Annotated in this window: 23 protein-coding genes and 1 pseudogene; 9 read left to right on the top strand and 15 right to left on the bottom strand. The window is 56.6% G+C overall.

Going from position 1 to position 25,723, the window contains the following annotated elements; translation table 11 throughout:
• Positions 1-22 precede the first annotated feature (22 nt).
• Together ACI514_RS10930 and ACI514_RS10935 are read right to left on the bottom strand one after the other, a co-directional pair.
• Complete coding sequence (locus tag ACI514_RS10930) at positions 23-1,138, bottom strand: Rieske 2Fe-2S domain-containing protein (protein WP_405123788.1); 1,116 nt, start codon at positions 1,136-1,138, stop codon at positions 23-25.
• Between the two features lie 84 nt (positions 1,139-1,222).
• The gene (locus ACI514_RS10935) at positions 1,223-1,834 is read right to left on the bottom strand and encodes a dTMP kinase (protein ID WP_405123789.1); all 612 of its coding nucleotides are present in this window, start codon (positions 1,832-1,834) and stop codon (positions 1,223-1,225) included.
• Between the two features lie 125 nt (positions 1,835-1,959).
• Between ACI514_RS10935 and ACI514_RS10940 the strand changes: the two genes are divergently transcribed.
• Together ACI514_RS10940 and ACI514_RS10945 are read left to right on the top strand one after the other, a co-directional pair.
• Positions 1,960-3,093, top strand: a complete 1,134-nt coding sequence (locus tag ACI514_RS10940; protein WP_405123790.1) for an alanine--glyoxylate aminotransferase family protein — start codon at positions 1,960-1,962, stop codon at positions 3,091-3,093.
• A gap of 112 nt (positions 3,094-3,205) precedes the next feature.
• Positions 3,206-4,018, top strand: coding sequence for a DUF1206 domain-containing protein (locus tag ACI514_RS10945; RefSeq protein ID WP_405123791.1), 813 nt, complete (start codon positions 3,206-3,208; stop codon positions 4,016-4,018).
• A gap of 56 nt (positions 4,019-4,074) precedes the next feature.
• Here ACI514_RS10945 and ACI514_RS10950 read toward each other — a convergent pair whose 3' ends face one another.
• Positions 4,075-5,196 carry an SMP-30/gluconolactonase/LRE family protein gene (locus tag ACI514_RS10950; protein WP_405123792.1) on the bottom strand — a complete coding sequence of 374 codons (1,122 nt, stop codon included), beginning with the start codon at positions 5,194-5,196 and terminating at the stop codon, positions 4,075-4,077.
• 183 nt (positions 5,197-5,379) lie between these two features.
• On the bottom strand, positions 5,380-5,604 hold the full coding sequence (locus ACI514_RS10955; protein ID WP_160057823.1) for a hypothetical protein: 225 nt from the start codon (positions 5,602-5,604) through the stop codon (positions 5,380-5,382).
• A 317-nt stretch (positions 5,605-5,921) separates the two neighbouring features.
• Between ACI514_RS10955 and ACI514_RS10960 the strand changes: the two genes are divergently transcribed.
• Complete coding sequence (locus ACI514_RS10960; RefSeq protein WP_160057822.1) at positions 5,922-7,361, top strand: ATPase domain-containing protein; 1,440 nt, start codon at positions 5,922-5,924, stop codon at positions 7,359-7,361.
• Positions 7,362-7,384: 23 nt separating this feature from the next.
• Complete coding sequence (locus ACI514_RS10965; RefSeq protein ID WP_093431585.1) at positions 7,385-7,747, top strand: response regulator; 363 nt, start codon at positions 7,385-7,387, stop codon at positions 7,745-7,747.
• Here the strand turns inward: ACI514_RS10965 and ACI514_RS10970 are convergent.
• On the bottom strand, positions 7,742-8,725 hold the full coding sequence (locus ACI514_RS10970) for a fimbrial protein (protein WP_405124212.1): 984 nt from the start codon (positions 8,723-8,725) through the stop codon (positions 7,742-7,744). The genes ACI514_RS10965 and ACI514_RS10970 overlap by 6 nt on opposite strands.
• A 388-nt stretch (positions 8,726-9,113) precedes the next feature.
• On the opposite strand from ACI514_RS10970, the gene ACI514_RS10975 reads away from it, so the two are divergent.
• Positions 9,114-9,605 carry a hypothetical protein gene (locus ACI514_RS10975; RefSeq protein ID WP_180697809.1) on the top strand — a complete coding sequence of 164 codons (492 nt, stop codon included), beginning with the start codon at positions 9,114-9,116 and terminating at the stop codon, positions 9,603-9,605.
• Positions 9,606-9,642: 37 nt separating this feature from the next.
• On the opposite strand, the gene ACI514_RS10980 is transcribed toward ACI514_RS10975, so the two are convergent.
• From ACI514_RS10980 to ACI514_RS11010, 7 genes and pseudogenes are all read right to left on the bottom strand, one after another.
• A complete protein-coding gene (locus ACI514_RS10980) occupies positions 9,643-10,506 on the bottom strand; it encodes a methyl-accepting chemotaxis protein (protein ID WP_405124213.1) in 864 nt (287 codons plus the stop codon).
• Positions 10,498-11,271: pseudogene (locus tag ACI514_RS10985) on the bottom strand (MCP four helix bundle domain-containing protein); the annotation flags it as partial. The gene ACI514_RS10980 and the pseudogene ACI514_RS10985, both read right to left, overlap by 9 nt.
• 115 nt (positions 11,272-11,386) lie before the next feature.
• The gene (locus tag ACI514_RS10990) at positions 11,387-11,848 is read right to left on the bottom strand and encodes a hypothetical protein (protein ID WP_160057819.1); all 462 of its coding nucleotides are present in this window, start codon (positions 11,846-11,848) and stop codon (positions 11,387-11,389) included.
• A gap of 308 nt (positions 11,849-12,156) precedes the next feature.
• Positions 12,157-12,540, bottom strand: coding sequence for a hypothetical protein (locus ACI514_RS10995; RefSeq protein WP_016984508.1), 384 nt, complete (start codon positions 12,538-12,540; stop codon positions 12,157-12,159).
• A gap of 104 nt (positions 12,541-12,644) precedes the next feature.
• On the bottom strand, positions 12,645-16,277 hold the full coding sequence (locus tag ACI514_RS11000; RefSeq protein WP_405123793.1) for a transporter substrate-binding domain-containing protein: 3,633 nt from the start codon (positions 16,275-16,277) through the stop codon (positions 12,645-12,647).
• 7 nt (positions 16,278-16,284) lie between these two features.
• Positions 16,285-16,992 carry a response regulator transcription factor gene (locus ACI514_RS11005; protein WP_160060092.1) on the bottom strand — a complete coding sequence of 236 codons (708 nt, stop codon included), beginning with the start codon at positions 16,990-16,992 and terminating at the stop codon, positions 16,285-16,287.
• A gap of 174 nt (positions 16,993-17,166) precedes the next feature.
• Positions 17,167-18,387 carry an EAL domain-containing protein gene (locus ACI514_RS11010; RefSeq protein WP_160057817.1) on the bottom strand — a complete coding sequence of 407 codons (1,221 nt, stop codon included), beginning with the start codon at positions 18,385-18,387 and terminating at the stop codon, positions 17,167-17,169.
• A gap of 323 nt (positions 18,388-18,710) precedes the next feature.
• Here ACI514_RS11010 and ACI514_RS11015 point away from each other — a divergent pair, with 323 nt between their 5' ends.
• From ACI514_RS11015 to ACI514_RS11030, 4 genes are all read left to right on the top strand, one after another.
• Positions 18,711-19,313: a fimbrial protein gene (locus ACI514_RS11015; protein WP_016986831.1), complete on the top strand. Its 603-nt coding sequence runs from the start codon at positions 18,711-18,713 to the stop codon at positions 19,311-19,313.
• Positions 19,314-19,381: 68 nt separating this feature from the next.
• Positions 19,382-20,131, top strand: a complete 750-nt coding sequence (locus ACI514_RS11020; RefSeq protein ID WP_160060091.1) for a molecular chaperone — start codon at positions 19,382-19,384, stop codon at positions 20,129-20,131.
• Positions 20,132-20,328: 197 nt separating this feature from the next.
• Positions 20,329-22,797 carry a fimbria/pilus outer membrane usher protein gene (locus ACI514_RS11025; protein ID WP_405124214.1) on the top strand — a complete coding sequence of 823 codons (2,469 nt, stop codon included), beginning with the start codon at positions 20,329-20,331 and terminating at the stop codon, positions 22,795-22,797.
• A gap of 215 nt (positions 22,798-23,012) precedes the next feature.
• Entirely contained in the window at positions 23,013-23,408 is a 396-nt protein-coding gene (locus ACI514_RS11030; protein WP_405123794.1) for a hypothetical protein, read from the top strand.
• Between the two features lie 94 nt (positions 23,409-23,502).
• Here the strand turns inward: ACI514_RS11030 and ACI514_RS11035 are convergent, their stop codons facing one another.
• The 3 genes from ACI514_RS11035 to ACI514_RS11045 all read right to left on the bottom strand — a co-directional run bounded on the left by ACI514_RS11035 (position 23,503) and on the right by ACI514_RS11045 (position 25,652).
• Complete coding sequence (locus ACI514_RS11035) at positions 23,503-23,634, bottom strand: hypothetical protein (RefSeq protein WP_086936038.1); 132 nt, start codon at positions 23,632-23,634, stop codon at positions 23,503-23,505.
• A gap of 146 nt (positions 23,635-23,780) precedes the next feature.
• The gene (locus tag ACI514_RS11040) at positions 23,781-24,290 is read right to left on the bottom strand and encodes a nucleoside deaminase (RefSeq protein ID WP_160057814.1); all 510 of its coding nucleotides are present in this window, start codon (positions 24,288-24,290) and stop codon (positions 23,781-23,783) included.
• A 30-nt stretch (positions 24,291-24,320) separates the two neighbouring features.
• Positions 24,321-25,652 carry a nucleobase:cation symporter-2 family protein gene (locus tag ACI514_RS11045; protein ID WP_405123795.1) on the bottom strand — a complete coding sequence of 444 codons (1,332 nt, stop codon included), beginning with the start codon at positions 25,650-25,652 and terminating at the stop codon, positions 24,321-24,323.
• Positions 25,653-25,723: the final 71 nt, after the last annotated feature.

The following is a 25,723-nucleotide window of genomic DNA, read 5'->3' on the forward strand; positions in this document are numbered from 1 at the left end:
AAGCGCAGGCTGGCTCGCAGCACTATTCAGATTCGTGGGTGATGTCCACGAGCGGAATCGGCTCAATGGCCCAAGCGCGAATCTGACGACGTTCAGGGCTGGGTATTGCGCAGGCTTTGCGTCCAGTGAACGTTCGCGCGAGGCGGCCTTCATCAATGCGCCAGCCGCGCTGCTCCAGTGCCTGCACGTCTTTGCGAAAAGCAATCTGCAGCGCATCGGATTTCAACGAAACCTCCTGCTGGAAAGAGTCCGGCACACGTTCGGGCCGGACGTTTTTCAGCACGGCATGATCTTGTTCGAAGATGCGGATATTGCTCGCAATGAACCTGCGATCCAGCAGTCGGGTGCGCAGGAACGTTCTGCCCATCATCCACCAGGTGCGCGTGCGATTGGCGTCAATCGGAACATGCGCCGAGACGATGTAGATCCGCCAGCCGTTGGGCAACTGAAGCTCAAGCGTTGTACAAGGGCCGGACAGGTGAAACCCCGGAACAGTGCCGACGCTGACAAACTCAGTGGAGGATTTGCGCCGCAGCAGCCCCTTGCGTGCCGGCCTGCGCATGACCATTTGCGCGCTGCCGCTCCACGCATCGCTTGCGACCTCGAATGATTCAATCTCGGGATGATCCGGATCGCCGAAGGTTGAACCATGGACAAACGGTGCGTGCGCGAAGTCCAGACCGTTTTCAATAATCCGGTCCCAACTGGCCTGCCAGTCAAAGTGGCCCGAGACCACGCGGATGGCGGGATCGTCGATCCAGTCGAGCGCGGGCAAGGGTGGACGTTCAGACTCAGGCAGATCACCTAAAAACGCCCAGATCCATCCGTATCGCTCCAGCGTCGGGTACGCATCGACGCGGGCCTTGGCGGGAATCCGCAGGTCGGGCTGCGCCGGTATCAGCGTGCACACTCCATCAGTGCCAAACCGCCAGCCGTGATAAGGGCACTGCACGCTATTGCCCACTTTGCTGCCGGCGGACAGCGAGCCGCCGCGATGCACGCAAATATCCGAGAGCACATGAGCGACGCCTGCGTCATCGCGGAACGCTACGAACGGTTGTCCGAGCAATTGAACCGGCATCAATCCATCAGTCAACTGTGACGATGGGAGAACGACATACCAGAGGTTTGTGAGCATGGGGGGCGTGTGATCCGTCAGTACGGTGAGCTCAGATCAGAGAAACCTGACATTCAAATTAAACCAGCGCCTGCGCATCGACGATCAGCCAAGCACTCTATAGATCTCTGCAACTACCTGAGTCGTTGCGGCTTCGATGGTTCCCTCATTACGGCACAACACCCAGCCATGATCGGCAACCGCCTGCTCGAACATCTCGCTACAGACGACATGCTCGGTGTGTTTCTGGATCACTGTGCCGCCCAGTCCTCGTGATCGGGCCGTTGCCCGTGCCCATGAAATGTCCGGCGCGGTGACGACGCCGACATGCAGATCCGGCACGCGCACGCCTCGCTGCATGTTCAGATGCAGAATCTCGGCAAACGGCACGCTATGGCGAAATGCGGCATCCGACGGATACCAGCGGTCGATCAGAATGATGCTGTCCAGCGGCTGTTTGGGCAGCACCCGCTCAGAAATCCAGCGACGGCTATCGGCAAGGCGCTGACACACCGCCCACTCCAGATCCCGGGACGGATGTCTGGCGAGTTGGTTGACCAGGGCCATGGTTTCGCCGCGGTACGGATCGCTTTTTCTCTCGCACAGGCGGATGACTTTCTGGTTGTTTGCCCGCAGTGCAGCGGTAACGGCCTCCAGCAGTGTGGTTTTGCCGGTGCCCTTGGGCCCATCCAGAGAAATAAACAGCGGCAGCTTCATGGTTCACGCAACGACAGAGACATTGCTGAGCACTCTAACCTCATTTGCGCATTTCGATGAGCTGATCCCTGCCCTTTGCCTACACTTGCTTGCCAAAGATGTTTAGCCCTGCCAAAGGAGTCACCATGTCCAAGCTCTATCCGAGCATCGATCCCGAGGGATTGGTCGAGTATTCCGTGGTCTACACCGACCGCTCGCTGAACCACATGTCGCAGTCCTTTCAAGGCGTGATGAAGAACATTTCCATGACCCTGAAACAGGTCTACCACGCCGAGGCGGTGGCGGTGGTTCCGGGCAGCGGCACATTCGGCATGGAAGCGGTGGCGCGACAATTCGCCACCGGCCAGCAGTGCCTGGTGATACGCAACGGCTGGTTCAGTTATCGCTGGAGCCAGATTCTGGAGATGGGCAACATCCCGGCGGCCACTACGGTGCTCAAAGCCCGGCCGGTTGAGACGGGTCGCCAAGCCGCCTACGCCCCGCCACCTCTGGACGAAGTGCTGGCCGCCATTGCAGCGCACAAGCCGAAAGTGGTTTTCGCGCCCCACGTTGAAACTTCATCCGGAATCCTCCTGCCGGACGAGTACCTGCGAGCCGTTGGCGACGCCGTGCATGCGGTGGGTGGTCTGTTCGTACTGGACTGCATTGCCTCCGGCACCATTTGGGTGGATATGCACCAATGCGCGGTCGACCTGCTGATCAGCGCACCGCAGAAAGGCTGGAGCGCCTCACCTTGCTGTGCCTTGGTGATGTTCAGTGCTGCGGCGCTTGAGCGTATCGAACAGACGCAAAGCAGCAGCTTCGCTTGCGACCTGAAAAAGTGGCTGCAGATCATGCAGGCCTACGAACAGGGCGGACATGCCTATCACGCGACCATGCCCAGCGATTCCCTCGCGCGGTTCAACGACGTGATGAAAGAGACGCAAGCGTACGGCTTCGACAAGGTTCGCGACGAGCAACAGGCGCTGGGCGATCGGGTGCGTGCGCTGTTGACCGGCAAAGGCATCAAAAGCGTGGCGGCTGCGGGCTTTCAGGCCCCCGGCGTGGTGGTGAGCTACACCGATGATGCCGATATCAAAAGCGGCAAGAAATTTGCCCAACACGGCCTGCAGATCGCTGCCGGCGTGCCGCTGCAATGCGACGAGCCGGCCGACTTTCAGACCTTCCGCCTCGGGCTGTTCGGACTCGAAAAACTGCAGAATATCGAGCGCACAGTCAGCCTGCTGGAGCAGGCACTGGATGAGGTGATGGTTGAGTAAGCCCTCCTCTGCCCGCCGCAGATAACCAACGTTTGAACGCCAGGAAGGCGAAATAGAACCCCTCCTGGCAAGAAGGGTCTGCTCTCCTATGCCCCCTTCAGGAATACACCTCATGTCCGCACAACACAGCCTCGTCATACTTGCTCGGGGAGGCTACGCCGCTCGGGGAGTGCTGTATCTGATCATCGGTATCTTCGCATTGCTCGCCGCCCGGGATTCGACCCGACCCAAGGACAGCCACAAGAGTCTGGAGGCTTTGCTAGGCCAGCCATTCGGCTACTTTTTAGTTGGGTTGGTGGTGGCGGGTCTGCTCGCCTTTGCGGCCTGGCGTGTCCTGCAAGCTACGCGTGATGTCGATCATCACGGCAAACAGCTCAAAGGCCTGGTGATTCGCGCCGGCCTGTTGGCGGGAGGTCTGGTCAATGGGGCTCTGGCGTTTTTTGCCTTGGGCCTGCTCGTAAGCGGTATTCGAAGCTCGGGCAATACCGGAGGGCAGACCAAAGATTGGCTAGCGCATCTCTTGTCGTGGGAATACTCGAATGTGTTGGTGTATGTGATCGCCCTCGTTCCGCTCGGTGTTGGCATTGCTCACATCATCAAGGGCTGGAAAGCGTCGTTCGAAAGGTATTTTGAGGCCGATGAAGAAGTCATGCGCTACGTCCGCCCGGTATCCCGGTTTGGTCTGATCGCTCGCGGACTGGTGTTTATAGAGATTGCATTGCTCCTGGCAATCAGCGGTTCCACCTATCAAGCCATGGATCCACCGGGTCTGAAAGAAGCGCTCGATGCGCTGCAGAGTCTGCCCGCTGGCTGGCTGATTTTGATGATGATGGCCCTGGGGTTGATTGCCTTCTCGGTTTACAGTTTTTCTGAAGCGTTTTGGCGCAAGATCAATATGGATGTGCCAGGCGTCTCTAGGCAGTAGGGCTTCATAAAACAGCCGAAAATGCAGCGCATCCTCAGATGCGCTGCAGGCTGTTTTTACAACGCAAACGTAGTCCCGCGAGTATTCACAAACAGTGAGTAGATCGAGTGACTGCTGGCCATGAACAGCCGATTCCCTTCGCGTCCCCCAAAGCACAGGTTCGGGCAGCGCTCCGGCAGGGAAATATGCCCGATGGCCTTGCCCTGCGGATTGAAAACGCGCACACCGTCGAGTTTTTCCAGGTCGGCCTTGGGATCACCATTGCCGCCCCAGCCGCACCAGAGGTTGCCCGCTTCATCACATTTGATGCCGTCGATCGCGGCATACTCCAGCCCTTCGATGTGCTTGCGACGTTCGCCCAGTGTGCCGTCGTCCTTTACGGCAATTGCCCAGATCAGACGATTGGGCTTGGCCCGACCTTCAACGACGTACAGGGTTTTTTCATCGGGCGAAAAGCACAGGCCGTTGGGGCCGTTGAGGTCATCGATGACCCGGGTGACTTTTTTGCTCTCGCCGTCGATGCGGTACACGGCGTGGGGTTGGCTCGGAGTGATTTTGTGGCCTTCGTAGTTGTTGCTGGTCTGGAATGGCGGATCGGTAAACCAGATCGATCCGTCACTTTTGCAGACGATATCGTTGGGCGAGTTGAAGGGCTTGCCGTCGAAGCTGTCGGCCAGTACGCTGATCGTGCCATTGGCTTCGGTGCGCGTGATGCGCCTGCCTTCGCTGGTTGTGGTGGAGCCTTCGCAGACAATCAGGCGCCCTTGGCGATCCCGGCACATGCCGTTGGAAAAGTTCGAATGTTCGCGGTACACACTGAAGGTGTCGGTGATCTCGTCCCAGCGCATGATGCGATTGTTGGGGATGTCGCTGACCAACAAATAGCGGCCATCACCGATCCAAACCGGCCCTTCGGCCCAGCGCATGCCCGTGGCAAGTTTTTCAACACTGGCGTTGAAAACACGTAGTTCGAGAAAGCTGTCGTCGAGGATGTGAATCAGCGGATCAGGGTAACGCTGACTCAAGGGCTCGGCAGCCTCGGCGAGTCGGGTTAGCGCGGTACTGCCGACGGTGGCGAGCGTGGCGGAAACGGCGAGGGATTTTTTCAGGAAACTGCGGCGGGTATTGCCTTTCGCTGGGTCAAGGCTTTCAGAATTGGCGGACAGGGATGAGTCCATGTAGCGATCTCCGTGATTTTATTTTTTTTGGGGGAGACACAGTAATACCTTGTGATAGGACATCGTACAAGTGCTGCTTTGCGACGGCTGTATGGCGTATACAGCGGTGAAAACCTCTCCCTGCGCTTTGCGTTACTCCATCCAAGATAATGCTCGCGATGCGCTGCTCGGGTCGGCAAGTCGTTAGCCAAACATTGTTTTATAGCGTTGAAGCGTTAAGTCTCTCGATAGTTGCTGAAGCATTGCTGCCTCATGCTGCAGTAAGCCGATTATCTCAACGACGCTGTTTGCCTCCTTGTTCGTCAGTTTTTGCAGAATGCTTAACAAGTCAGCGGCGCAGCTTTCGTTCACAGCGGCAGACTCAACCAGTCTTAGCTGAAGATTTTGAAGGTCACGCAGAGGTTTCATCGGCTTAATCCTTCGACGAGGGCATTATCTGAGGTCTCACCCCCATTCTCAGGACTCATCAAGAGTTTTCCTATCAGACTGTTCCTAAAATCGCGCTGAACTTGATTTGAAACGGGTTGAGTTCTCGATTGATAACGGTGCCCTGGATGGGCACCGTTTTTGAAAGGCCTGGCCGAAGTCACGGGGGCGTGGAACACGCCAAAACGATACGTTCCAACGCTACTTTCCCTCCACCGGCATGGCCCAAAAATGGAAATGGCGTTAGCATTTCACCCATTCGGCTTAACAAGCCTGTTTTTTCAGATCAGGGTCGCAAAGTGGAAAAGCTAAAACGCCTTCAAAGCGGAATCGAAGGGCTCGACGCGCTGCTTCAGGGTGGCCTGGTCGCGGGTGCTTCGTACATCGTTCAGGGCCGCCCCGGTTCCGGCAAGACCATCCTCGCCAATCAGCTCGGCTTCAATCATGCCCGCAATGGCGGTCGCGTTCTGGTCGCCACGTTGCTGGCCGAGTCTCACGACCGCCTGTTTCAGTTTCTGTCGACCATGAGTTTTTTCGACGCATCCCGAGTGGGCGCTGAAATACAGTTTGTCAGCGCTTTCGATACGCTGGAAAACGAAGGCCTCGATGAAGTGGTGAAACTGCTGCGGCGCGAAATCAGCAGGCAGAAAGCGACGGTCATGGTCGTCGACGGTTTGCTCAACGCCCGCTCGAAGGCCGACTCACCGATCGACACGAAAAAATTCATCTCCGAACTGCAAGGCCATGCGGCATTCGCCGGTTGCACCGTGCTGTTTCTCACTAGCTCGCGCCTGGACGACGGCAGCCCGGAACACACGATGGTCGACGGCGTCATCGAAATGGGCGAAGAACTGTTCGGCACGCGATCGGTGCGACGCATTCACCTGCGCAAGACCCGCGGCAGCGGCGCCTTGACCGGTGTTCACGAGTGTGAGATCACCGAAAACGGCCTGGTGGTCTATCCGCGCCTGGAAAGTCTGTACAAGCGCCCTTCCGCCCCCGACAGTGCAGACATGACACGCATTCCCAGCGGCATCGCTTCGCTGGATGACATTCTCGGTGGCGGCTTGCACAGCTCCAGCGTCACGCTCGTCATGGGGCCTTCCGGGATCGGCAAAACCACGCTGGGGCTGAAGTTTCTCGCGCAGTCGACGGCCGAAGCGCCGGGCCTGCATTTCGGTTTCTATGAGAGCCCGCAACGGCTACGACTCAAAGGCCATTCGCTGGGCATCGATATTGAACAAATGGAACACAGCGGTGCGCTGAGCATTGCCTGGCAGCCGACCACCGAGGGCTTGCTCGACGCCCTCGGTGCGCGCCTGCTGAGCCTGGTCGATGAAAAAGGTATCAAACGCCTGTTCATCGACAGCCTCAGCGGCATGACTCGGGTTTCGACCACACCGGAACGCATCACCGACTTTTTCAGTGCACTGATGAACGAGCTGCGATCCCGAGGCGTCACGGTCTTCGCCTCCTGGGAAATGCGCGATCTGTTCGGCTCCGAGGTCAGCGCACCGAATTCCGACCTGTCCAGTATTGCCGACAACCTGATTCTCATGCGTTTCTTTGAAAATCACGCTGAACTTCGCAGGACGCTTTCCATTCTCAAGATACGTGATAGCTCCTATAACCCTTCGCGGTTCGAGGTAGTCATCCGTGATCAAGATGTGTTCCTGGAAAAGGCTTTGAGAAATGAACCTTCCGTCTCATCTGAGTCATTGCCTGGTTCAATATCGTAAGTCTTCGAGCGGGTTGAAATAACATGACCACCATCCTGGTAGTCGACGACGAGTATCTGATTGCTGACATTCTTGGCTTTGCGCTGGAGGATGAAGGCTTCATGACGGTGACGGCCAGCAATGGCAAGAAAGCCCTCGAAGTGCTGGAGAGAGAACGGCCAGCACTGATCATCACGGACTTCATGATGCCGGTCATGGACGGCCTCGAATTCGCCGAAGCCGTGCGTGCCCAGCCTTGCGTCAAACACCTGCCGATCATTCTCATGAGTGGAGCGCAGGCGCACATTGGCATGCAGCGCTCGGATCTGTTTGACGTGGTGCTGCCCAAGCCTTTCGACATTGAAGTGATTGTGGCTGAGGTGAAGAAGCTGTTGGCCTCCTCATAGATACTCAACGACAAAGGCAATTTCGGCATTGGCATTGCCCGCTCTCATTTGTGAATTGGCGGGTTCAATGCGCACGAAGCGCGCTTGCAAGTCTACAGCTGCATTCCCGCCTTCCGATGTAGGCGCTTTCGTTATGTAGTTCTGATTCAGCTTGAGTGGCTTCCCGTCTCTGAAGCGCATCTGCAATGCCAAACCTTTGGCAGTGGAGCTACTGTTCAGATTTACCATGCCAGTATTAGCGTCCCACGCAGGGCTGCCCGCAGTGGGCGAAAAGGAGTAGCGGAAGTTATTTATTCCGGCAGGACAGTTTTTCATACTGAGAAAAAAGTATTGCTCCTTGGCATAGGCACCGTTCTTCGGGAAATCGCTCAAGTTATAACTACCCATATCAACTTTCACATCAGGTGTTTCGCAAGACTGTGAGACGACCCTGGTGCCATTTGTATTCATTGCCAGAGGCTCGATTTCAGCGGCGACAAAGACTCCCAATTGGCCTGAGGGTATCGTCGCACTCCCTGAAATAGTGCCCGTCTTTACGAGCCGCAAGATGTGCTCACTGCCATTCCAACCCCAACCGCCAGCAACGTCGCTGTCTCCCGGAAAGCCTTTCCATGCTTTACCCGAGGGTGGTCGAATCCATTGCCAGCCGATCCCGGTATTTCCAACAGGAAAAATCTGCGCGCCTGATTGGGTGACACCCACAGAGTTGCGCACACCTTCATTGTGTACCGCAGAGCACCTGAACGAACTGGGAATGGCTCCCAGGGTCACGATTGGGCTTTCATAGATAACCGTGCCGTTCGGTGTGTCCTGCGGCACCGAGATCGTGGCCGGAAGGACAACGTGGACATTGCCCTTGGAGTTGTCGGGATAGAACTCGCATACCGCCGCCATTGCATTTGACGACAGCACATACAAGAGCCCGACAATTAATATATAGCATAACTTCATAACACTCTCTCTGACTCTGCGTTGCATGCAAACAACTGAATGATTGACGATGGTGCGAATATTCAACCGGCAGCAAAGTCACCACAACCGGAGCGAGAAGATAATGAATAAATAGCACTTGGGCAAAAAGTTTATTTATTCAACAATCAGACAATTCTCATGGATTTATAGTCAACTAACTAAATCTTGAAACCTATAAAAAGGACGCGTTGTTGAACACCTCCTTTACCAGCGCAAATAACCAACACCCAATTTAAGACTCGTCTTAAAGGCGCAACGGAACTCGGCCATTACACTGGCCGCTCGTGATAGGAGAAACGATTCCGTGAGAGCCCTCGATACCCTCAATAGTCCAAAACCCCAGAGCAACGCCGCCATCTACTGCCTGACGATTCTGGCACTGGCGCTGATCGCCATGACTGTGGTCGCCGGTTACCAGCTCAATGAACTGTTTCCACTGAAGGCTGTGGTGCAACAACAGGAGGTCCAGCTCACCCACCGCGCCGATGCTATCCAGTCAATGAGCGCAGAACTCAAGCGTCTGGCAGAACAGAAGCAAGCCCTGGAAACCGACCTGCTTACCACGAAGGAACAAGTGAAGGCCGCCGAGGCGGCAAAGACGGAGCTCGAAAACACTCAACGCGCGGCGCAAACCAGCGCCGCGTTAGAGGACGAAGATTCTCTGTGCGCGATCATCGAGCAAAATATCCGCCTCGTAGCGGATCAGCTCAGTCGCGACGACTTCTTTCGCTTGCGTGATGAGCGCGAAGCTGAAGCCGAAGCCGTGCTTGAAAGCTATGAAAAACAACTCGCCACCTGCATTGAACAACTGACGGCACAAACCGCATCGCCAGCTCAGAATTCTGCACCCGATGCGCAAGACTTCACTTCACCGATCAAGCACTGATAAAAAAGCCCTGGCAACCAGGGCTTTATGCTCACAGTCAGAGCTTGAATTCCTTGGTCAATTTGTTCAGCGACGCCGCTAACTGCGAGAGCTCCGCCGATGCAACCGCCGTCTGTTTCGAGCCTTCTGCGGTTTCGCAAGACAGGTCGCGAATGCTGATCAGGCTGCGATCCACTTCGCGCGCAACCTGAGCCTGCTCTTCGGCAGCGGTCGCCATCAGCAGGTTTCGTTCATTGATAAGATTCAGAGAGCCAGTGATGTCGGTCAGCACTTCGCCGGCGATATTGGCCATCTCGAGCGTTCTTTCGGCCTGAGAGCGGGTGTGGCTCATGGAAGAAACCGCCCTGCTGGTGCCCGATTGAATGGAGCTGACCATGGACTCGATGTCTTCGGTCGATTTCTGCGTACGCTGGGCCAGCCCTCTCACCTCATCTGCGACCACGGCAAAGCCACGGCCCGCCTCCCCCGCCCGCGCAGCTTCGATCGCTGCGTTCAAGGCAAGCAGATTGGTTTGTTCGGCGACTTCTCGGATGACGTCCAGCACGCTGCTGATATCGCTCGCCATCGTAGAAAGCGCCTGCACTTCTGCCGAGGTGCTATGCACGCTGGAAACCATCAGGTTAATTGCCGCAACCGTTTCGCTGACCCGGGTTTTACCGGCGATGGCTGCGGCGCTTGATTCCGACGTCAGTTGCGAGGTCGATGCGGCGTTGTCCGCAACCTGTTCCACCGCTGCACTCATTTGCGTCACGGCCGTGGCGGCCATTTCGATTTCATGGCTCTGACGCTGAGTGATACGCGAGATATCTTCGGTGACGCCGTGCATGACTTCCGAGGTTTCGGCCAACTGCGTGGACGAGTCACGGATCATGATCAGCGCATCACGCAAACTGGTTTGCATCGCCGCCAGTGACGACAGCATCTGCGCCGCCTCATCGGAACCATCCAGCGCAATGGTTTCGCTCAAATCGTTGGCAGCGATGCATTCCGCTACCCTCAGCGAGCCTGCAATCGGCACCGTCAGGCTGCGCGTGTACAACACCGCCAGGGCCAAGGAAGCACCGATGGCAATGACAATGAACACACTGACTATCAATAGCGTGTGTTCGTAGACATTGTCGGCCTGCTTGCCCGCTTCATATGCTTCGATCTCGTTGAGAGCAATCAGCTTTTTGAGCGCGACCTGCACGCCGTCCGAGGCGGCACGCATCTGATTCTTTGACAGCGCAATGGCCGCTTCAAGCTGCCCTTTTGCCACGGTTTCAAGGTATTGGTCCTGCGCCTGATCATTGACTTGTTGTGCTTTGGCGAACGCCTCGAAGGCCTCACGCCCAGCGTCAGTTGCCAGCAGATCAATGAGTGCTCGCTGATGATTTTTGATGAGTTGACGCGACTGCTGAATGTCCATCAAGGCCTGAGCCTTACGCTCAGGGGTTTCGATAGGGTTGCGCAGGCGGGCGTTATTACCCTTGATTTCGATGAACTCACGATCCAGTTGGCCGAGCAGCTTGATGCTTGGCACGATGGTCGTCTCGACATAGGTCTCTGCCTTGTTGAGCAAGTCGACTTGCTGCAAGGCGATCAGTCCGATCGCGATAATCATGAGACAGAACAAGCCAAAACACAGCGCCGAACGCGGCGCGAGATTGAGTTTACGAAGCAGCATGATGCCTTACCTTAGAGTGTATTCAAGACAATGGGGCAAACGAGTGGGCAGCACAGCAGGCGCTGGGCAATAGCACCTCAAAGCACAAGCGGATTACCGCGCGAAGGCGCAACAGCTAGCGGTTTGCACCTGAAGGAAGCGTGGAGTCGGATGAGGCCGGCTCCGCCAGTTCCTTGAGCGTCGGGTCGGCCAGCATCAGAAAATCCGCCAATCGCGGCAGATTGATTTTCGAGACCAGACGCATCCAGCGTTGCGGATGCGGGTTGAAGAAGGTCTTCGACCACTGATGATCATCACTGGGGTTGAAAATCAGCAGGTGACGAATCAGCGGGTTTTCCCCAAAAAAATCGAGCGGATCCATCGCCATCTCGTTGAGCAACTCAGCATTGACGACGACCAGGCTTAGCCGTTGGGGGCAGTAATACGTCAGTACTCTCAGGTCACGATAAGTACAGACATTCACTACGCTGAGACAGCCCAGCTTGTTGAACTGTTGTTCAATCGACAGACCTCTACGCACGTCGTTATCGGCGATCAGGATCCGCAAGGATCGACTTCGGTTATTTTCAAGAAACATCGGACACCTTTGGCAGCTCCATTCTTCCTTTCAAGAAAATAACCAAGGGCTAACCTGTCCGATATGAGACTTGTCTCAAAATGACCGCGGGGATCGCTGAACGAAAACCACACCTTGATGACAAGCCCGCGCTAGCGCGGCCAGGCCTGGGTCAAAGTCTTTGGAGGGAGGGGTTTGCAACGGTGGCGAGCGGCGCAATGCCAGAAGCGCGGGACGGTTGTGTACGAACCAGACAATTCTCATTATTAACGCCCCTTGTTGTCAGTAACCTTGAAACAAGAGGCGCAAACTCATTCTTTCTCAGTCCATCAAGGCAGCGTCAGCGTCACGACGTAATTGCCAGTCGTTATCTGATGGCCCTTGTTGTCCGTGAGCAGCAAACGCTGGTCGTAATATTTTTCCTGCTCGTGGGTATCGGCAATCATCCTCACGAACACTTGCTGGCGCGGCTCACCCCGCCCTGTCGCACTGACGTTGGTCACCGAGAACATCTGACCAGTGCTCGCCTGCGGACAATCAAGCAGCTCGACAGAAGCAGAAGCACGGCTGGCGCCACTCGCCATGCAACTTGCCTCGACGATCTGTCCGCTGAAGCGAATCACTCCGCTGACGGGTGCAGACTGGGCCGCACTGACGGTGTCAAAACCCAGCAGGCAGAGACAGGCAATCAATAAAGGACGTCGAATGATCATCGCGAAACTCCATGGTTATTAACCAAGGTATCGCCCGTTGCAAAATGATCTTTAGCATCCCCCTTCAATGCAAGGCCAGTCAGCAGAGCCCTGCGCCAATACGGTTACAGCTCGACCCGTTTGATTTTCTTGATCAGATCAGCCTGTGCATGCTCCAGCTTCAACGCGCTGCGATTGATATCCAGTGGATCGATGACCGGCGCTTCGCACTCGGCCTCAAGCTCGTTACACGCCTCGATGACCTGATGCTCGGCGACAATGCGCGCCGCGCCCTTGATCCGATGTGCCAGGTCAGCCAACAACCCGGGATCGCTTTCGGGTATCAGCGAATGCAGTTCCTCCAGATCCTTCTCACAACTCGACAGCGCCTCGCGCAGCAGTTCTTTCATCATGTCGAGATCGCCTCCGGTGAGCTCGTTCAGCCGCTCGCGAATCGATCCCAGCTCCTTGATACCCGCCGCAGGCGGGCTTTCCACTGGCTCGGTTTCGACGTTCTTTTCCCAGCCGGCAAGCAGGGTCGACAAGGTGCTGAGGCTGATCGGTTTGAACAGACAGTCATCCATCCCCGCCTCTCGGCATTTCACTTTTTCTTCCGGCTGCGCGTTGGCTGTGAAGCCCAGCACGATACACGGCGCTTCACCACTACCGCGTTCGTCCTGGCGAATGGTGCGGGCCAGTTCATAGCCGTTCATGACCGGCATGTTGCAGTCCGTGATCACAATGTCGAACGGCTCCGAGCGCCACAACGCCAATGCCTGGGCACCATCGGCAGCATCACGCACCGCCTGGCCAAGAAAACTGAGCTGCTGCGTCAGCAACAAACGGTTGGCGCTCTGGTCGTCCACTACCAGAATCCGCAGCGTCGGCACTGGCTTGTCCTGGACAACCGAAACAGGCAGCACCTTGCCGCCGAGCGGACTGAGGATATTGAAGAACAGCGACACTTCCAGGCAGGTGCCTTTGCCCAGCGTACTGGTGATGTTCAGCCGCCCGCCCATCAACTCGCACAACGAACGTGAAATCGCCAATCCCAGACCGGTGCCGCCCCGGTTCGAGGGGCCGTGATTGGCTTGCGAAAACGGCTGGAACAGGTTCTGCAGATCAGCACTGGAAATACCGATGCCGGTGTCTTCGACTTTGAGGTCGACTTGCAAACGTTCGTCAGCAAGGCGTTGGCCGCGAATCGAGACGCTGACATGCCCGGTATCGGTAAACTTGATGGCGTTGCCCACCAGGTTCGAGAGCACCTGCTGGAAGCGCATCGGATCAACCAGTACGTCACAGCCGACAGTGGCGTCGATGTCGAGCTTCAATACCAGACTCTTCTGCCTGGCCAGGCCGTCGAACACTCGCGCCACGGATTCGACCAGCTCGCGCAGGTTGGCACGTTTCGGCGAAAGACTGACATGCCCAGACTCGATGCGAACCACATCGAGGATATCGCCGATCAGCTCCAGCAGGCCTTTCGCCGAGTCGTAGGCCACTTCAATCGCCGGTCGATCGAAGTGGCCCTGCTCGGCACGCTTGAGAGTGAGTTCGAGCATGCCGATTACAGCACTCATCGGCGTACGGATCTCGTGGCTCATGGTCGCCAGGAACGTGGTTTTGGCACGGCTCGACTCATCGGCCAGTTCTTTCGCCGAACGCAACTCCTCGATCAGTTCGCGGCGTTCGCTGATGTCGATCCAGCCGCAGATCACGCCTCTGACTTCCCCCGTCGTGTCGTGATACGGCTGGATCCAGTGATAAATGATCAGCCGCGTATCACCGACATGCAGTGTGCGATCCACCTCGTAAGGTTCGTCCCGCTCGATGACGCGCAGATAGTCATCGTGAAATTGCAACGCTTCCTGGCGATTGCGCTTGCCGCTTTCGAGCACGGTCTTGCCAATCACGTCCTTTTCCAACAGGCCAAACGTCTGCAGATAATTGTTATTGCAGGTGACAAGCCGACCTTCCCGATCGCGAACGTAAATGGGATGCGGCGTGCCGTTGATCAGCGCCCCCATGAACTTCAGTTGATCGCCGAGCAAGCGCTCTGCCCGACTGCGCTCGCGGATCTGCCGGCGGATATAGAAATTCCACGCCAGCGACCCGAGGATAATCAAGAAAGCGCCAGCGCTGATCTGGTAGATCAACGTCTTGTAATCGCGCCATGACAAGCCCGAGAACGCAGCAATGGGGCGCCAACGGTTGAGAATCACGTCCAGCTCATCGGGTGGAATGCTCAGCAGAGCCTTGTTCAGAATGCTGACCAGTTCGGTATCTGCACGTCGGGCGGCGAAGGCGAGGAAACCCTTGTTCATGCCGACGATGTTGGAGATGCGCAAACTGTCACTGTAGATGTGAGCGATGTAGTAGCGCGCACCGTGCAGCGTGGTAATCATCGCGTCCGCTCGGCCATCCTTCACGTCAGCCAGCGCACCCAGCACTGTTTCGCTGTCGACAATTTCAATGTCGGGATAATCCTTGAGCAGCTCACGCTCCGCCGAACTCTCGGGGACGGCGACACGCTTGCCGCGTAGCTCCTGCAGGCTTGACGGCGCGCCTGCGTCCTTGGCGGTGACGATCACAAAGGGACTGGCGAGGAACGGATGGGTGAAACGCATACCGACTTCACGGGAGACGGTTGGCGTCAGCAACGAGATATCGGCGCTGCCATCCAGCAGGCGGGTGCTCAAGCTGGAAAAACTGTCGGTGCGCTTCACATCGATCTGCAAACCGGTGCGCCGCTGAATCAGTTCCAGCAGATCGGCGCCGATCCCGCCAAAATTGCCATCGCCATCAAAGAACGCAAATGGCGCCTGATCGTCATTGATGACGAACCGCGCGACCGGGTGCAGCTCAAGCCAGCGTGCTTCGCCGGGTGTCAGATCGATACGTTTGGGTGTCAGTGCCCCGCCGCCACCGGACCAGCGCTTGGTGATTTCGGCTATCTTGCCCTCACCCATCGACTCGATGACCGAGTCGATCAGACGCAGCAGTTGATCATTACCTCGGCGCAGGGCAAAGCTGAAACCGTTGGTTTGCGTTTTGACGAAAGAGTGCAGGCGCACATAATTGAAGTAGTTGAGGTTGATCAGATAGTTGCTGGACACCGTGTCGCCCAGAAACAGATCGACTTTGCCAAACGCCAGCGCAGCCAGTGCCAACTCGTTGGATGGGAAGAGTACGAACTCGGCGTTGGGATACAAGCCATGCAGCTGACTGGATGGCAGGTAATCGTCGGCAACCGCAATACGCAAACCGGCCAGATTGGCAGGCATCGGTCGCCGATCATCGCCGCGCATGAACATTGCCGGCACGTCTTCGACATAAGGTTTGCTGAGCGTGACGAGGCCGTCGATCAACTCGAAACTGTTGGAGCTGCCCAACATGTCGATGTCGCCGCGCTCAAGCGCCGCCATGGCATCGCGACGGTCGGGATATGCCTTGACAGTAACTTCGACATGCAGGGCCTGACCGATAATGCAGGCGATGTCGGCGGCAATTCCCTCGTAACGCGTACCGCTGGCGGTCATGACATAAGGCGGGAAATCCGGAAGCGCCGATCCCAATACGAGACTGCGTTTCTGCCGTAGCCAACTCCAGTCTTCATTGCCCAGATCGACCTGCACCTCCTTGCAGTCTGATCGACCGAAAACCTGCAGAGTGCGCGGCTCTGCTGCCCACAACGACCCGCTACCGACTACGAAAAGCACACTGACTAGCAAAACACCGCGCAACAGATGAAACATAAGCGTGTTATCCCTGGTTATCGGCTGTCAGGCTGTGCTGCAACTTGAACAGCTCTGCATCACCACGAATGCCAAGCTTTTTGAAAGCGGCCTGTTTTTGCCCACTGATGGTTTTGCGACTTCGGGAGAACTTCAAAGCGATCTGCGTCACCCCCATACCCTCGAGGCAGCAGCGCAAGACTTCTTTTTCTTTCGGCGACAGCAAAGGATTGCTCAGGAAATCGTCGCTGTGCGCCGCGCCGTCATCACTGGCACCAGCAGGCTCATCGACCGACGCAGGCAGCACATCAAGTTCGAAGGCCATTGCCGGCGACAGGTACAACTGGCCGGACGCTGCGCAGCGGATACCCGTGATCAGATCATCGACTGGCTGGGACTTGCCGAAGAATCCGCTGACGCCCGCTCCGATCGCCATGTTCACCACCGCCGGGCGCTCTTCAGAGGATGAAACGAGGATGCGCATGCCCGGATATTGCTTGCGCAGCAGGCGAATCAGATTAAGCCCGTCCAGTTCGCCATCGTGCAGCTTGTAGTCGAGTATCAGCAGGTCGATGTCGATCTCGCGCAATCCAGCGAGCAACTGCGCACTGCTCCCGTACACGCCCACGACACTGAACTCGGCTTCGCGCGTCAGCCGCGATTTCATCGCCAGACGTATGAGCGAGTGATCATCAAGGATGGCAACGCGTAACGGATTCACGACTGACCAATGCATGAGCAGCTCCATGATGAGGAGGGTTGAAGGATCATCAGCACTTGGCAACCGCAGCAGATCCCGGGCATCACCGAAGCTTTCAGGTGCATCTGATTGATTTCTCGGCACATGATGATTGTTTTGAAGATGTGACGAAATAGGGCTTTGTCCCAAAAGTCAGACCGCGTGCGCTCATTAAACGTCCGACGTGCCTATTGCGCGGCGCCAGGACGACTTTTGACCCTCGAAACGCCAATCGACCAGGTGCGCCCAATTCATGGGTCGGGCATAGAAGAAACCCTGCCCCCATTGGCAACCGAGTCGAGCCAGGTGATGAACCTGGTCTGCGGTTTCAATGCCTTCTGCCACCACACGCATGTCCAGTTCGCGCGCCAGGGCCAGAGCACCGTGGATGACCGCACTGTAGCGAGCCTGCTGGAAATTCTGCACGAAGCCGGCGTCGAGTTTGATTTCGTTGAACGGCATCTGACACAGTCGCTCCAGCGAAGAATAGCCGACACCGAAATCATCGATCGCCAGGCTGAAGCCGAGCATGCGCAGACGCACCATGTTTTCCATGCTGATCTCGGGCATCTGCAGCAGACCGGTTTCCGTCAGCTCGAATATGAGCCCGGCTGGCGAGGCGCCGTGTATGCGCAACAGTGCCTTGATCCGGTCGACAAGATTCGGGTTGGCCATCTGCGTCACGTCGAGATTGAATGCCAGCTTGAACGGCTTGCCGTGGGACTGCACAAAACGCTGCAGACTCAGTCCTTGCGTGAGCAGGCTGAAAAACATTTCGTCGAGCAGCCCGCAACGCTCGATCGTTGGCAGGAACATACCCGGTGAAAGTAGCCCGCGACTGGGGCTTTGCCAGCGCACCAGGACCTCGGCGCCATCCACCTCACCACTGCGCAGATGGAACTTGGGCTGGAAGTACGCGCGAAATTCCTGCCGACGTATCGCTTCGAGCACTTCGTTCTCCGAAGGCTGATCCAGATGACTTTCCGCCACTTTGGCATCGACCTGGCTGTGCGGCCGATAGCGCGCCAGCAATGGCGCCAGCACATCGACCATCAACGGCTTTGCGACACTGCCGAGCAATTCCAGGCCCTGCAACGTGACAATTCGATCAACCGTGCGCAACAAGTCTTCAGGCAATGAACTGCAGATGATCACTGCGCGAATCAATCCGGCCTCTCTCGCCAGGCGCAAAAAGGTCAAACCATCCATCCCCGCCATGCTCAAGTCACACAACGCAATGTCCACGCCCCCTGCCTGGGATATCACAGCCAGCGCATCCTTGCCGTCAGCCGCCTGAAAGATATTTTTGTAACCCAGACTATTAAGCGCGCTGACCGCAGCCGTGCGCTGGAAGGCGTGATCTTCCAATACCAATATACGAAGCGTGTTCACAAACCGGGAACCTCTTTCTATCAGTCATTAATAGCAAAACATCTGAATTATCTTTCAAGCAGAAAGAACACTGACAAACTTTGCATTGACTGAGAATTTCTGCATCCGCGAATACTAACCAAATAGAACCCGTGCGACTTTGAGAATTGTCTCATTTGATCCGTCATACAATTGACTGAAAATATAAATACGCACTTCCGATGTTACTGACTTGCTCGAACTTGCCACGCTTTAAGACAAATCTCAAAGACCCGCCACCATCACCGACCTAAGATGGCCGGGCATTTCAAATGCAGCACTTCACAATAACTTCGGATATAAACATGAAAAAGTTCGCTTTCGCAGTACTCACTCTTTCCGTGCTGGCTGCCTCCACTGGTGCACTGGCTGAAGAAGCCGCTAAAGCCGTCAAGGGCGGCAGCGGTCAAATCAGCTTCACCGGCGTCATCAACAATGATGCGTGCTCGGTAGATGGCGCTTCGGGTAACGACAAGATGATCGCCGTGGACATGGGCAGCGTATCGATCAAAGACATGGGCACCGATTCTGCTCCGGGTGCTGGTCGCGTGGCTGCCAACGATTTCAACCTGAAAGTGAACTGCAACGCCGGCACCAAGGTGTCGATGCTGTTCAAACCAACCGTCAACGGCGGTTCGGGCCTGGTTGATGGCAAGAAAGTGCTCAAGCTGCAAGGCACTGATGCGGCCAAAGGCGTAGGTATCGCGCTGCTGGACAGCAACGGCCAGTTGATCGACCTGAGCTCCGAAGCCACAGCCAAAGTACAGACCAGCCTGACCGGCGACGGCACCACTGGCGGCGACGGCACCCTGTCGTTCGCAGCCGCTTACGTCACCACCGGCGACAAGACCACCGCTACTGCAGGTACCGGTAACGCCACTCTGCCGTTCGTTCTCGAATACGAATAAGCAGCGCGTAATACCTGGACGGGGCCGCTGTGCCTCGTCCTTCCCGACCAGATCAATCGGTGAAAACTATGTTAAGTCGCTATTTTCCGCTCTGCCTGGGGCTTGCCGGGTTGTTGATGACGCACTCGGCATTCGCCAGCATCTCCTTGAGTTCCACCCGGATCATCTTCGATGGCGCGCACAAAGAGGCAAACGTCACCGTGCGCAACGGCGGGCAAACCATCCTCGCGCAATCGTGGCTGGATGCCGGCGACACGGCTGGCAGCGCGCCGCCATTTGCGGTGACTCCACCGCTGGCCCGACTCGAACCCAATCAACAGCAACTGTTGAGGATTCTGTATGAAGGCCGCGGCATGCCTGCGGACAAAGAGTCGGTGGTGTGGCTGAACGTGCAGGAAATCCCTCAGGCCAGCGCTGCCGATGTCAATACCCTGCAACTGGCGGTGCGTCAGCGCATCAAGGTTTTTTTCCGCCCGAACGGACTCACCGGTGACGCCGCGCAAGCGCCGGTGCAACTTGTATGGCAATTGGTCACGCAAGCTGGCAAGTCGGTACTGAAAGTAAAAAATCAAAGTAATTACCACGTATCGCTGGCCGACCTGAAAGTCGCTGCAGGAAAAAAAGCAGAGTTGGTGATTGATTCGACAATGATCGTTCCGGGCGAAGTTCGTTCATTCAACTTGAAAGAGTTGCCACCTGGATCTCCGCGTCTGACGTTTTCAGCCATTAACGATTACGGCGCACAACAACGATTCGATGCACCACTCAGCGCTACCGAAAGTCATGCCGAGCGCTTGAAAGATGCATCCGCCCAATAACTTCCCCGCCCCACCCCGCCAATTTACAAGCTATTTACGAGTTCCGGACTCCGGTTGAAGCAACACGGACTGATAAGGCAAATTGCATGTTTTCCTCCCAACACCACACATCTTCAAGTTGTGTAAAGCATCACGTTGCGCGCCATAAAAACAAAACGGCGTTGGGCTGCCTGCATCCATTGTGCTTTGCCATCAATATGGCCATTTGTGGATTCGCCATGGGTGCCGAAGCCCCCGCCGCGGTAGCGGGTGAGGCGTTCAATACCTTGTTTCTGGAAGGTTCATCGGCGGTCGATCTGCAACCCTTGTTGAATGCCAACAGCGTTCTGCCAGGCCGATATCGCGTTGACGTGTTCAGCAACGGCACGCTGGTCGGTCGTCGCGACGTTGATTTCGCGGCCAACCCGCTCAACGGCAAAGTCGAGCCACGTATCACCCTGGAATTGTTACAGCAGCTGGGTGTGGACATGCGCAAACTGCGTGAGCAAGGTCTGGTTGATGAGCAACGGCCTGCCGATCACTACGATCTTGCGTCGATGATCGAGCAAGCCAGTATCAGTTTTGACGCCAACCGCCTGCGCCTCAATATCAGCGTGCCGCAGGTTGCGATGGCGCGTGGCATGCGCGGCTATGTTGACCCAGAACTTTGGGACGATGGCGTGGCCGCCGGGTTCATCAACTATCAGTTGAGCAGCACCCGCAGCAAAACCGATTACTCGACGCAAATCTCCAATAATCTGGGGCTGCGCAACGGCATCAACTTCGGTGCCTGGCGTTTGCGCAACGAGTCCAACCTCAGCAGTGCCACCGGCCGGCCCAATCGGTTTGTCAGCAATCGCACGTTCATCCAGCGCGACCTCACGGCGATCAAGGGGCAACTGAGCGCGGGTGAAATCTTTTCCGACTCAGACCTGTTCGACAGCGTGCGCTATCAAGGGGTCAAGGTGGCCTCTGATGAGGGCATGCGTGCAGACAGCGAGCGCGGCTACGCGCCGATCATTCGTGGCGTGGCTGAAACCAATGCGAAGATCGAGGTCCGCCAGGATAACTACATTCTTTACACCACCAACGTGCCGCCGGGGCCGTTCGAGATCAGTGATATCTATCCATCGGGTTCCAATGGCGATCTGGAGATCACCATTGTCGAGGCGGATGGTCGGCGCAAGGTCACCCGGCAGGCCTTCTCCGCCTTGCCGACGATGGTGCGTGAGGGTCAATTGAAGTACAGCCTGTCGAGCGGCAAGTTCAACAACAACAGCGAGGGCTACGACAAGCCGGCCTTCCTGGGCGGCACTTTCGCCTACGGTTTGACCAGCAACCTGACAGGCATTGCCGGCATTCAGGCCAGCAACGGTTTCAAGGCGCTTTCCGTCGGTGCGGCGAAGAACACTTCGATTGGCGCGATGTCACTGGACGTCACGCAATCGTCCAGCAAGGCATTCGGCAAAACGACCCAGGGCAGCAGCGTACGCGCGCTCTATGCGAAGACCTTCACCGGTACCGATACCAGCTTCACCCTCGCTGCCTATCGTTATTCGACCGAGGGTTACCGCACGCTGACCGACCACGTTCAGGACACCAGCACCGGCGCTACGCGGCGCGCAGGTAACGCCAAAACCCGTACCGACCTCACGGTCAACCAGACCCTGGGCGAAGCGCGCCAGTACGGCTCGCTGTACTTGAATGCCAGTGATCAGCGCTATTGGGATCGCGGTGGCTCGCGCAGCTTTTCTGCCGGTTACAACAATAATTGGCGCGACCTGAACTACAACATCAGTTTGAGTAAAACCGAAGAGTTCGGCGCACGCGGTGACACCACTCACGACACCCAACTGAGCGTTTCGATCTCATTCCCGCTCGGATCGACACCTCGCGCACCTCGCGCCTATATTTCCAGCAATCATCAGAATACCGGCACCAGTACACAAGCCGGGATTAATGGTTATCTGACTGAAGACAGTGACACCTACTATTCCGTACAGACCGGGCGCAGTGTGCAAGGTGACCGCTCCGGCTCGCTTAGCTTGAGTACACGTACAGCGATGGGTGATCTGGGATTGGGCTACAGCCGAGGCAGCGGTTATGAATCACAGAACCTGAGCGCGGCCGGATCGATCGTGGCCCACGCGGGGGGCATCAACATGGGCCAGACCGTGGGCGAAACATTCGCACTGGTGGCGGTGCCTGGCATGTCAGGGGTAGAAGTCAGCAGCTACTCCGGCGTGAAAACCGGCCTCAACGGCTATGCCGTCGTTCCAAATGCACAGCCCTATCGCGTGAACTGGGTGACGTTGGATACACGCAATCTCGGCGGTGAAATCGAGTTGGACAACGCCACTCAACAACTCGTACCGAGACGAGGTTCAGTCGTGCTCGCGCGCTTTGAAGGCAGCAAAGGGAGGCGGATCCAGTTCGAACTCTACGATGCCGAGGGCAAACCCCTCCCATTCGGAGCGGTTTTGATGGACGCCGATGGTAAACAACTGGCACTTTCTGACCCCACCGGCAAGGCGTTAGCGCTTGTTACCAAAGATCAAGGCATCATTACAATCAAGTGGCAGGGTAAAAGTTGCCCCGCCCCTTACAAGCTTCCAGAACGACTGAAGGATTTGAACTATGAGCATTACCGGCTTTCTTGCTCAACCAGCGTAGACGCATCGAAATAACACGTTCAATTCGTCAGTCTTAAACATCAAGGCTCTGATTTATTCAGAGCCTTGTCGTTTCTGCGCGTCTAACCATGGCGCATAAAAACAAGACAATTCCTATATCCATACACAGAAGGCTCATTACCATAAAAGGCGTAGTGAGCACTCCCGCGCAACCGTGTGAGATCAATAGCCCCACCGCCCTATCGGCGAGAAAGCCAAGAGAATTAGCCATGCCAAAAATCAGCGCAATCAGCGTAACCACCTATAAGAAAAAACCAGAGGACAACCAACACATAAAATCAGATTCGCAAACCCATCTATCACTCACGAAGAAAACCACAAGCGACGACAAGTTTAGAATTGATTCCAGCGAAGAAGGAGTTAATACGGTCAAACAGCCGATTAGTGCAGTCGAGCTCATAAAAAAACAAATTGCCGAGATCCAGCAACAACTTGCAACTCGCAAAGCTGAGCTGGCTAAAACCGAAAGAATGAATATGCCAGAAGAAGAGAAGGCGCAAAGAACAATCGAGATTCAAAATCAGATTTCTGTATGCGCTGGCAACCTCCACGCGCTGCAGGCAACATTGATCCAAATGACACTCAGCGTTGACACACACGCTTGAAATCCCCGCCGATGGCCGCACTGGCACGGGCCAACGCCTCATGGCGCGTCGCACGACGAGCCGAAGGTACGTGGCCCGCGCCAGTGCCTACCCATCAGCAGCTGCCGGGCGGGATGCCTTCCTTGTTAAAATCTTTAAGGCGCTTTTGCTCTTCCTCTGTGGAATGCGCAGGCGTCGATTGATCCGGTACTTCTTCCTCTGGAAATTGTGCTGTTTCTTCAGTCATTGCTTTGCCCTCGTTCTGGTTACGCATTCGGCATCGGCCGAGGGCTGGCAGTTCCAAAACTTCGCACTTCTCCCTCTCGGCGAGCAAGTGCTCTTAAGTCTCTGGATAGCGCAACCTCACACCACTCGCGCTTCGTTTCAAAGCGGTTACGACCAAAAACCCTTGTGCGGCTCAGCCGCCTCCCCCTCCAGCATCGGCCCCAACACACTGACCTTGCGCTGCCCCTTGGCGAACACCTCGCGGCACGGCAAGGAGAACGTCGGGTTCTCCGGATGGTCACCGGTCAATCCCAGTAACGCATGCTCCGACAAGGCATAAACCACCCGCCCGATGCCGGTCCAGTACACCGCGCCGGCGCACATGCAGCAAGGTTCGGCGCTGGTGTACAGCGTGCACAGTTCCAGCTCTTGCGGTGACAGCAATTTTGCCGCTGCGGCGGCTGCTACCAACTCCGCGTGCTGCGTCGGATCGCCTTCCGGCGGCATCGAGTTGTTTCCCGCTTCGACAATCACCTTGCCGTTGCGGTCGGCCACCAATGCCGCGAATGGATGGCGGCCGCGTTGCTTCGATGCCTCGGACAAGGCGATGGTCTGGCGCAGCAAGGTCAGATCAAGCGCGCTGACGCCGGCCGGAATGAGCTGAGTGAATTGATTCATGGGTAACTCCTGGGCAGTGGAAAACAAAAGTCAGTCGGCCAGTTCAGCGCCGAGGGTTTCGGTCGATTTTTTGTCGTTGTTGAGCAGGACGTTGAGGACGATGGCGGTGATTGCGCCGAGGAAAATCCCGCTGTCGAGCACCAGTTTCAGGGTCGGGCCGACGTGTTCGAACAATGCCGGAAACGACATCGGTAGCACGCCGACGCTCACCGATACGGCGACGATGATGCCGTTGCGCGTCCCTTCGAATTGCACCCGTGACAATTCCTGAATCCCCGCCACCGTGGTCATGCCGAACATCACGATCGCGCAGCCACCGAGCACAGGCGTCGGCACGGCGGCGATCAACGCACCGAGTTTCGGGAACAGGCCCATCAGCACCATGATTGCCCCGGCCGCAGCGACGACGAAGCGGCTTTTCACGTTGGAAAGCGCGATCAAACCGGTGTTCTGAGTGAAGGCGTTGTAGGGAAAGCTGTTGAACAAACCACCGAGCATGGTCGATAAACCGTCGGCGCGAAATGCGTTGCCGAGGGTTTGTTGCGTGGTCGGTCTGCCGGTCAGTTTGCCGATCGCCAGGCAGTTGCCGGTGGTCTCGGCCATGATCACCAGCATCGCCAGGGTCATGATCAGAATCGGCACCGGCGCGAATTCCGGGGCGCCGAAGGCCATCGGCGCACTCAGCTCAAACCACGCGGCTTCGCTGACCTGATTGAAGTGAGTCATACCGCAAGCCGCGGCGATCAGGCTGCCGACGAACAAGCCAATCAGCACGCTGAGGTTGCCGATGAAACCCTTGAATTTGGCGTAGATCACCAGCGTCACGCTGACCGTGGCCAGGCCCAGCAACAAGTTCGCGGGATTGCCGAAATCCGCCGAGTCGGGATTGCCGCCGCCCAGCCAGATCGCCGCTGCCGGCATCAGCGAGATGCCGATAATGGTGATCAGACTGCCAATCACCACCGGTGGAAAAAAACGCAGCAAGCGGCTGAACACCGGCGCCAGCGCAATGGTGATAAAGCCAGCGGCGATCACCGCACCGAAAATCTGACCGAGACCGAATTCCTTGCCGATCATGATCATCGGCGCCAGAGCAATGAACGAGCAGCCCTGAATCAGCGGCAGCCGCGCGCCGAACTTCCAGAAACCGAGGGTTTGAATCAACGTCGCCACACCCGAGGTCAACAGGTTGGCGTTGATCAGCAACACCACCTGCGCCGAAGTCAGCCCCATCGCACTGCCGAGAATCAGCGGCACCGCCACCGCTCCCGCGTACATCACCAGCACATGCTGCAAGCCAAACGTGAACAACTGTCGCAGTGGCAAAACCTCGTCCACCGGATGAATGCGTTGTGTCGTCATTTCACACGCTCCTGAAGGTGCGGCATCTGTTGAGATCGCGGGCATGCTCAGGGGCGTTTGAAAGTCAGATC

The organism is Pseudomonas sp. M20 (assembly GCF_045037865.1).
Classification (GTDB): domain Bacteria; phylum Pseudomonadota; class Gammaproteobacteria; order Pseudomonadales; family Pseudomonadaceae; genus Aquipseudomonas.

Bases quoted from the DNA above. Each gene is read 5' to 3' on its own strand.
- ACI514_RS10930 (WP_405123788.1), bottom strand. From the start codon at position 1,138: ATGCTCACAAACCTCTGGTATGTCGTTCTCCCATCGTCACAGTTGACT.
- ACI514_RS10935 (WP_405123789.1), bottom strand. From the start codon at position 1,834: ATGAAGCTGCCGCTGTTTATTTCTCTGGATGGGCCCAAGGGCACCGGC.
- ACI514_RS10940 (WP_405123790.1), top strand. From the start codon at position 1,960: ATGTCCAAGCTCTATCCGAGCATCGATCCCGAGGGATTGGTCGAGTAT.
- ACI514_RS10945 (WP_405123791.1), top strand. From the start codon at position 3,206: ATGTCCGCACAACACAGCCTCGTCATACTTGCTCGGGGAGGCTACGCC.
- ACI514_RS10950 (WP_405123792.1), bottom strand. From the start codon at position 5,196: ATGGACTCATCCCTGTCCGCCAATTCTGAAAGCCTTGACCCAGCGAAA.
- ACI514_RS10955 (WP_160057823.1), bottom strand. From the start codon at position 5,604: ATGAAACCTCTGCGTGACCTTCAAAATCTTCAGCTAAGACTGGTTGAG.
- ACI514_RS10965 (WP_093431585.1), top strand. From the start codon at position 7,385: ATGACCACCATCCTGGTAGTCGACGACGAGTATCTGATTGCTGACATT.
- ACI514_RS10970 (WP_405124212.1), bottom strand. From the start codon at position 8,725: ATGCAACGCAGAGTCAGAGAGAGTGTTATGAAGTTATGCTATATATTA.
- ACI514_RS10975 (WP_180697809.1), top strand. From the start codon at position 9,114: ATGACTGTGGTCGCCGGTTACCAGCTCAATGAACTGTTTCCACTGAAG.
- ACI514_RS10980 (WP_405124213.1), bottom strand. From the start codon at position 10,506: ATGCAAACCAGTTTGCGTGATGCGCTGATCATGATCCGTGACTCGTCC.
- ACI514_RS10990 (WP_160057819.1), bottom strand. From the start codon at position 11,848: ATGTTTCTTGAAAATAACCGAAGTCGATCCTTGCGGATCCTGATCGCC.
- ACI514_RS10995 (WP_016984508.1), bottom strand. From the start codon at position 12,540: ATGATCATTCGACGTCCTTTATTGATTGCCTGTCTCTGCCTGCTGGGT.
- ACI514_RS11000 (WP_405123793.1), bottom strand. From the start codon at position 16,277: ATGTTTCATCTGTTGCGCGGTGTTTTGCTAGTCAGTGTGCTTTTCGTA.
- ACI514_RS11005 (WP_160060092.1), bottom strand. From the start codon at position 16,992: ATGCATTGGTCAGTCGTGAATCCGTTACGCGTTGCCATCCTTGATGAT.
- ACI514_RS11015 (WP_016986831.1), top strand. From the start codon at position 18,711: ATGAAAAAGTTCGCTTTCGCAGTACTCACTCTTTCCGTGCTGGCTGCC.
- ACI514_RS11020 (WP_160060091.1), top strand. From the start codon at position 19,382: ATGTTAAGTCGCTATTTTCCGCTCTGCCTGGGGCTTGCCGGGTTGTTG.
- ACI514_RS11025 (WP_405124214.1), top strand. From the start codon at position 20,329: ATGGCCATTTGTGGATTCGCCATGGGTGCCGAAGCCCCCGCCGCGGTA.
- ACI514_RS11030 (WP_405123794.1), top strand. From the start codon at position 23,013: ATGCCAAAAATCAGCGCAATCAGCGTAACCACCTATAAGAAAAAACCA.
- ACI514_RS11035 (WP_086936038.1), bottom strand. From the start codon at position 23,634: ATGACTGAAGAAACAGCACAATTTCCAGAGGAAGAAGTACCGGATCAA.
- ACI514_RS11040 (WP_160057814.1), bottom strand. From the start codon at position 24,290: ATGAATCAATTCACTCAGCTCATTCCGGCCGGCGTCAGCGCGCTTGAT.
- ACI514_RS11045 (WP_405123795.1), bottom strand. From the start codon at position 25,652: ATGACGACACAACGCATTCATCCGGTGGACGAGGTTTTGCCACTGCGA.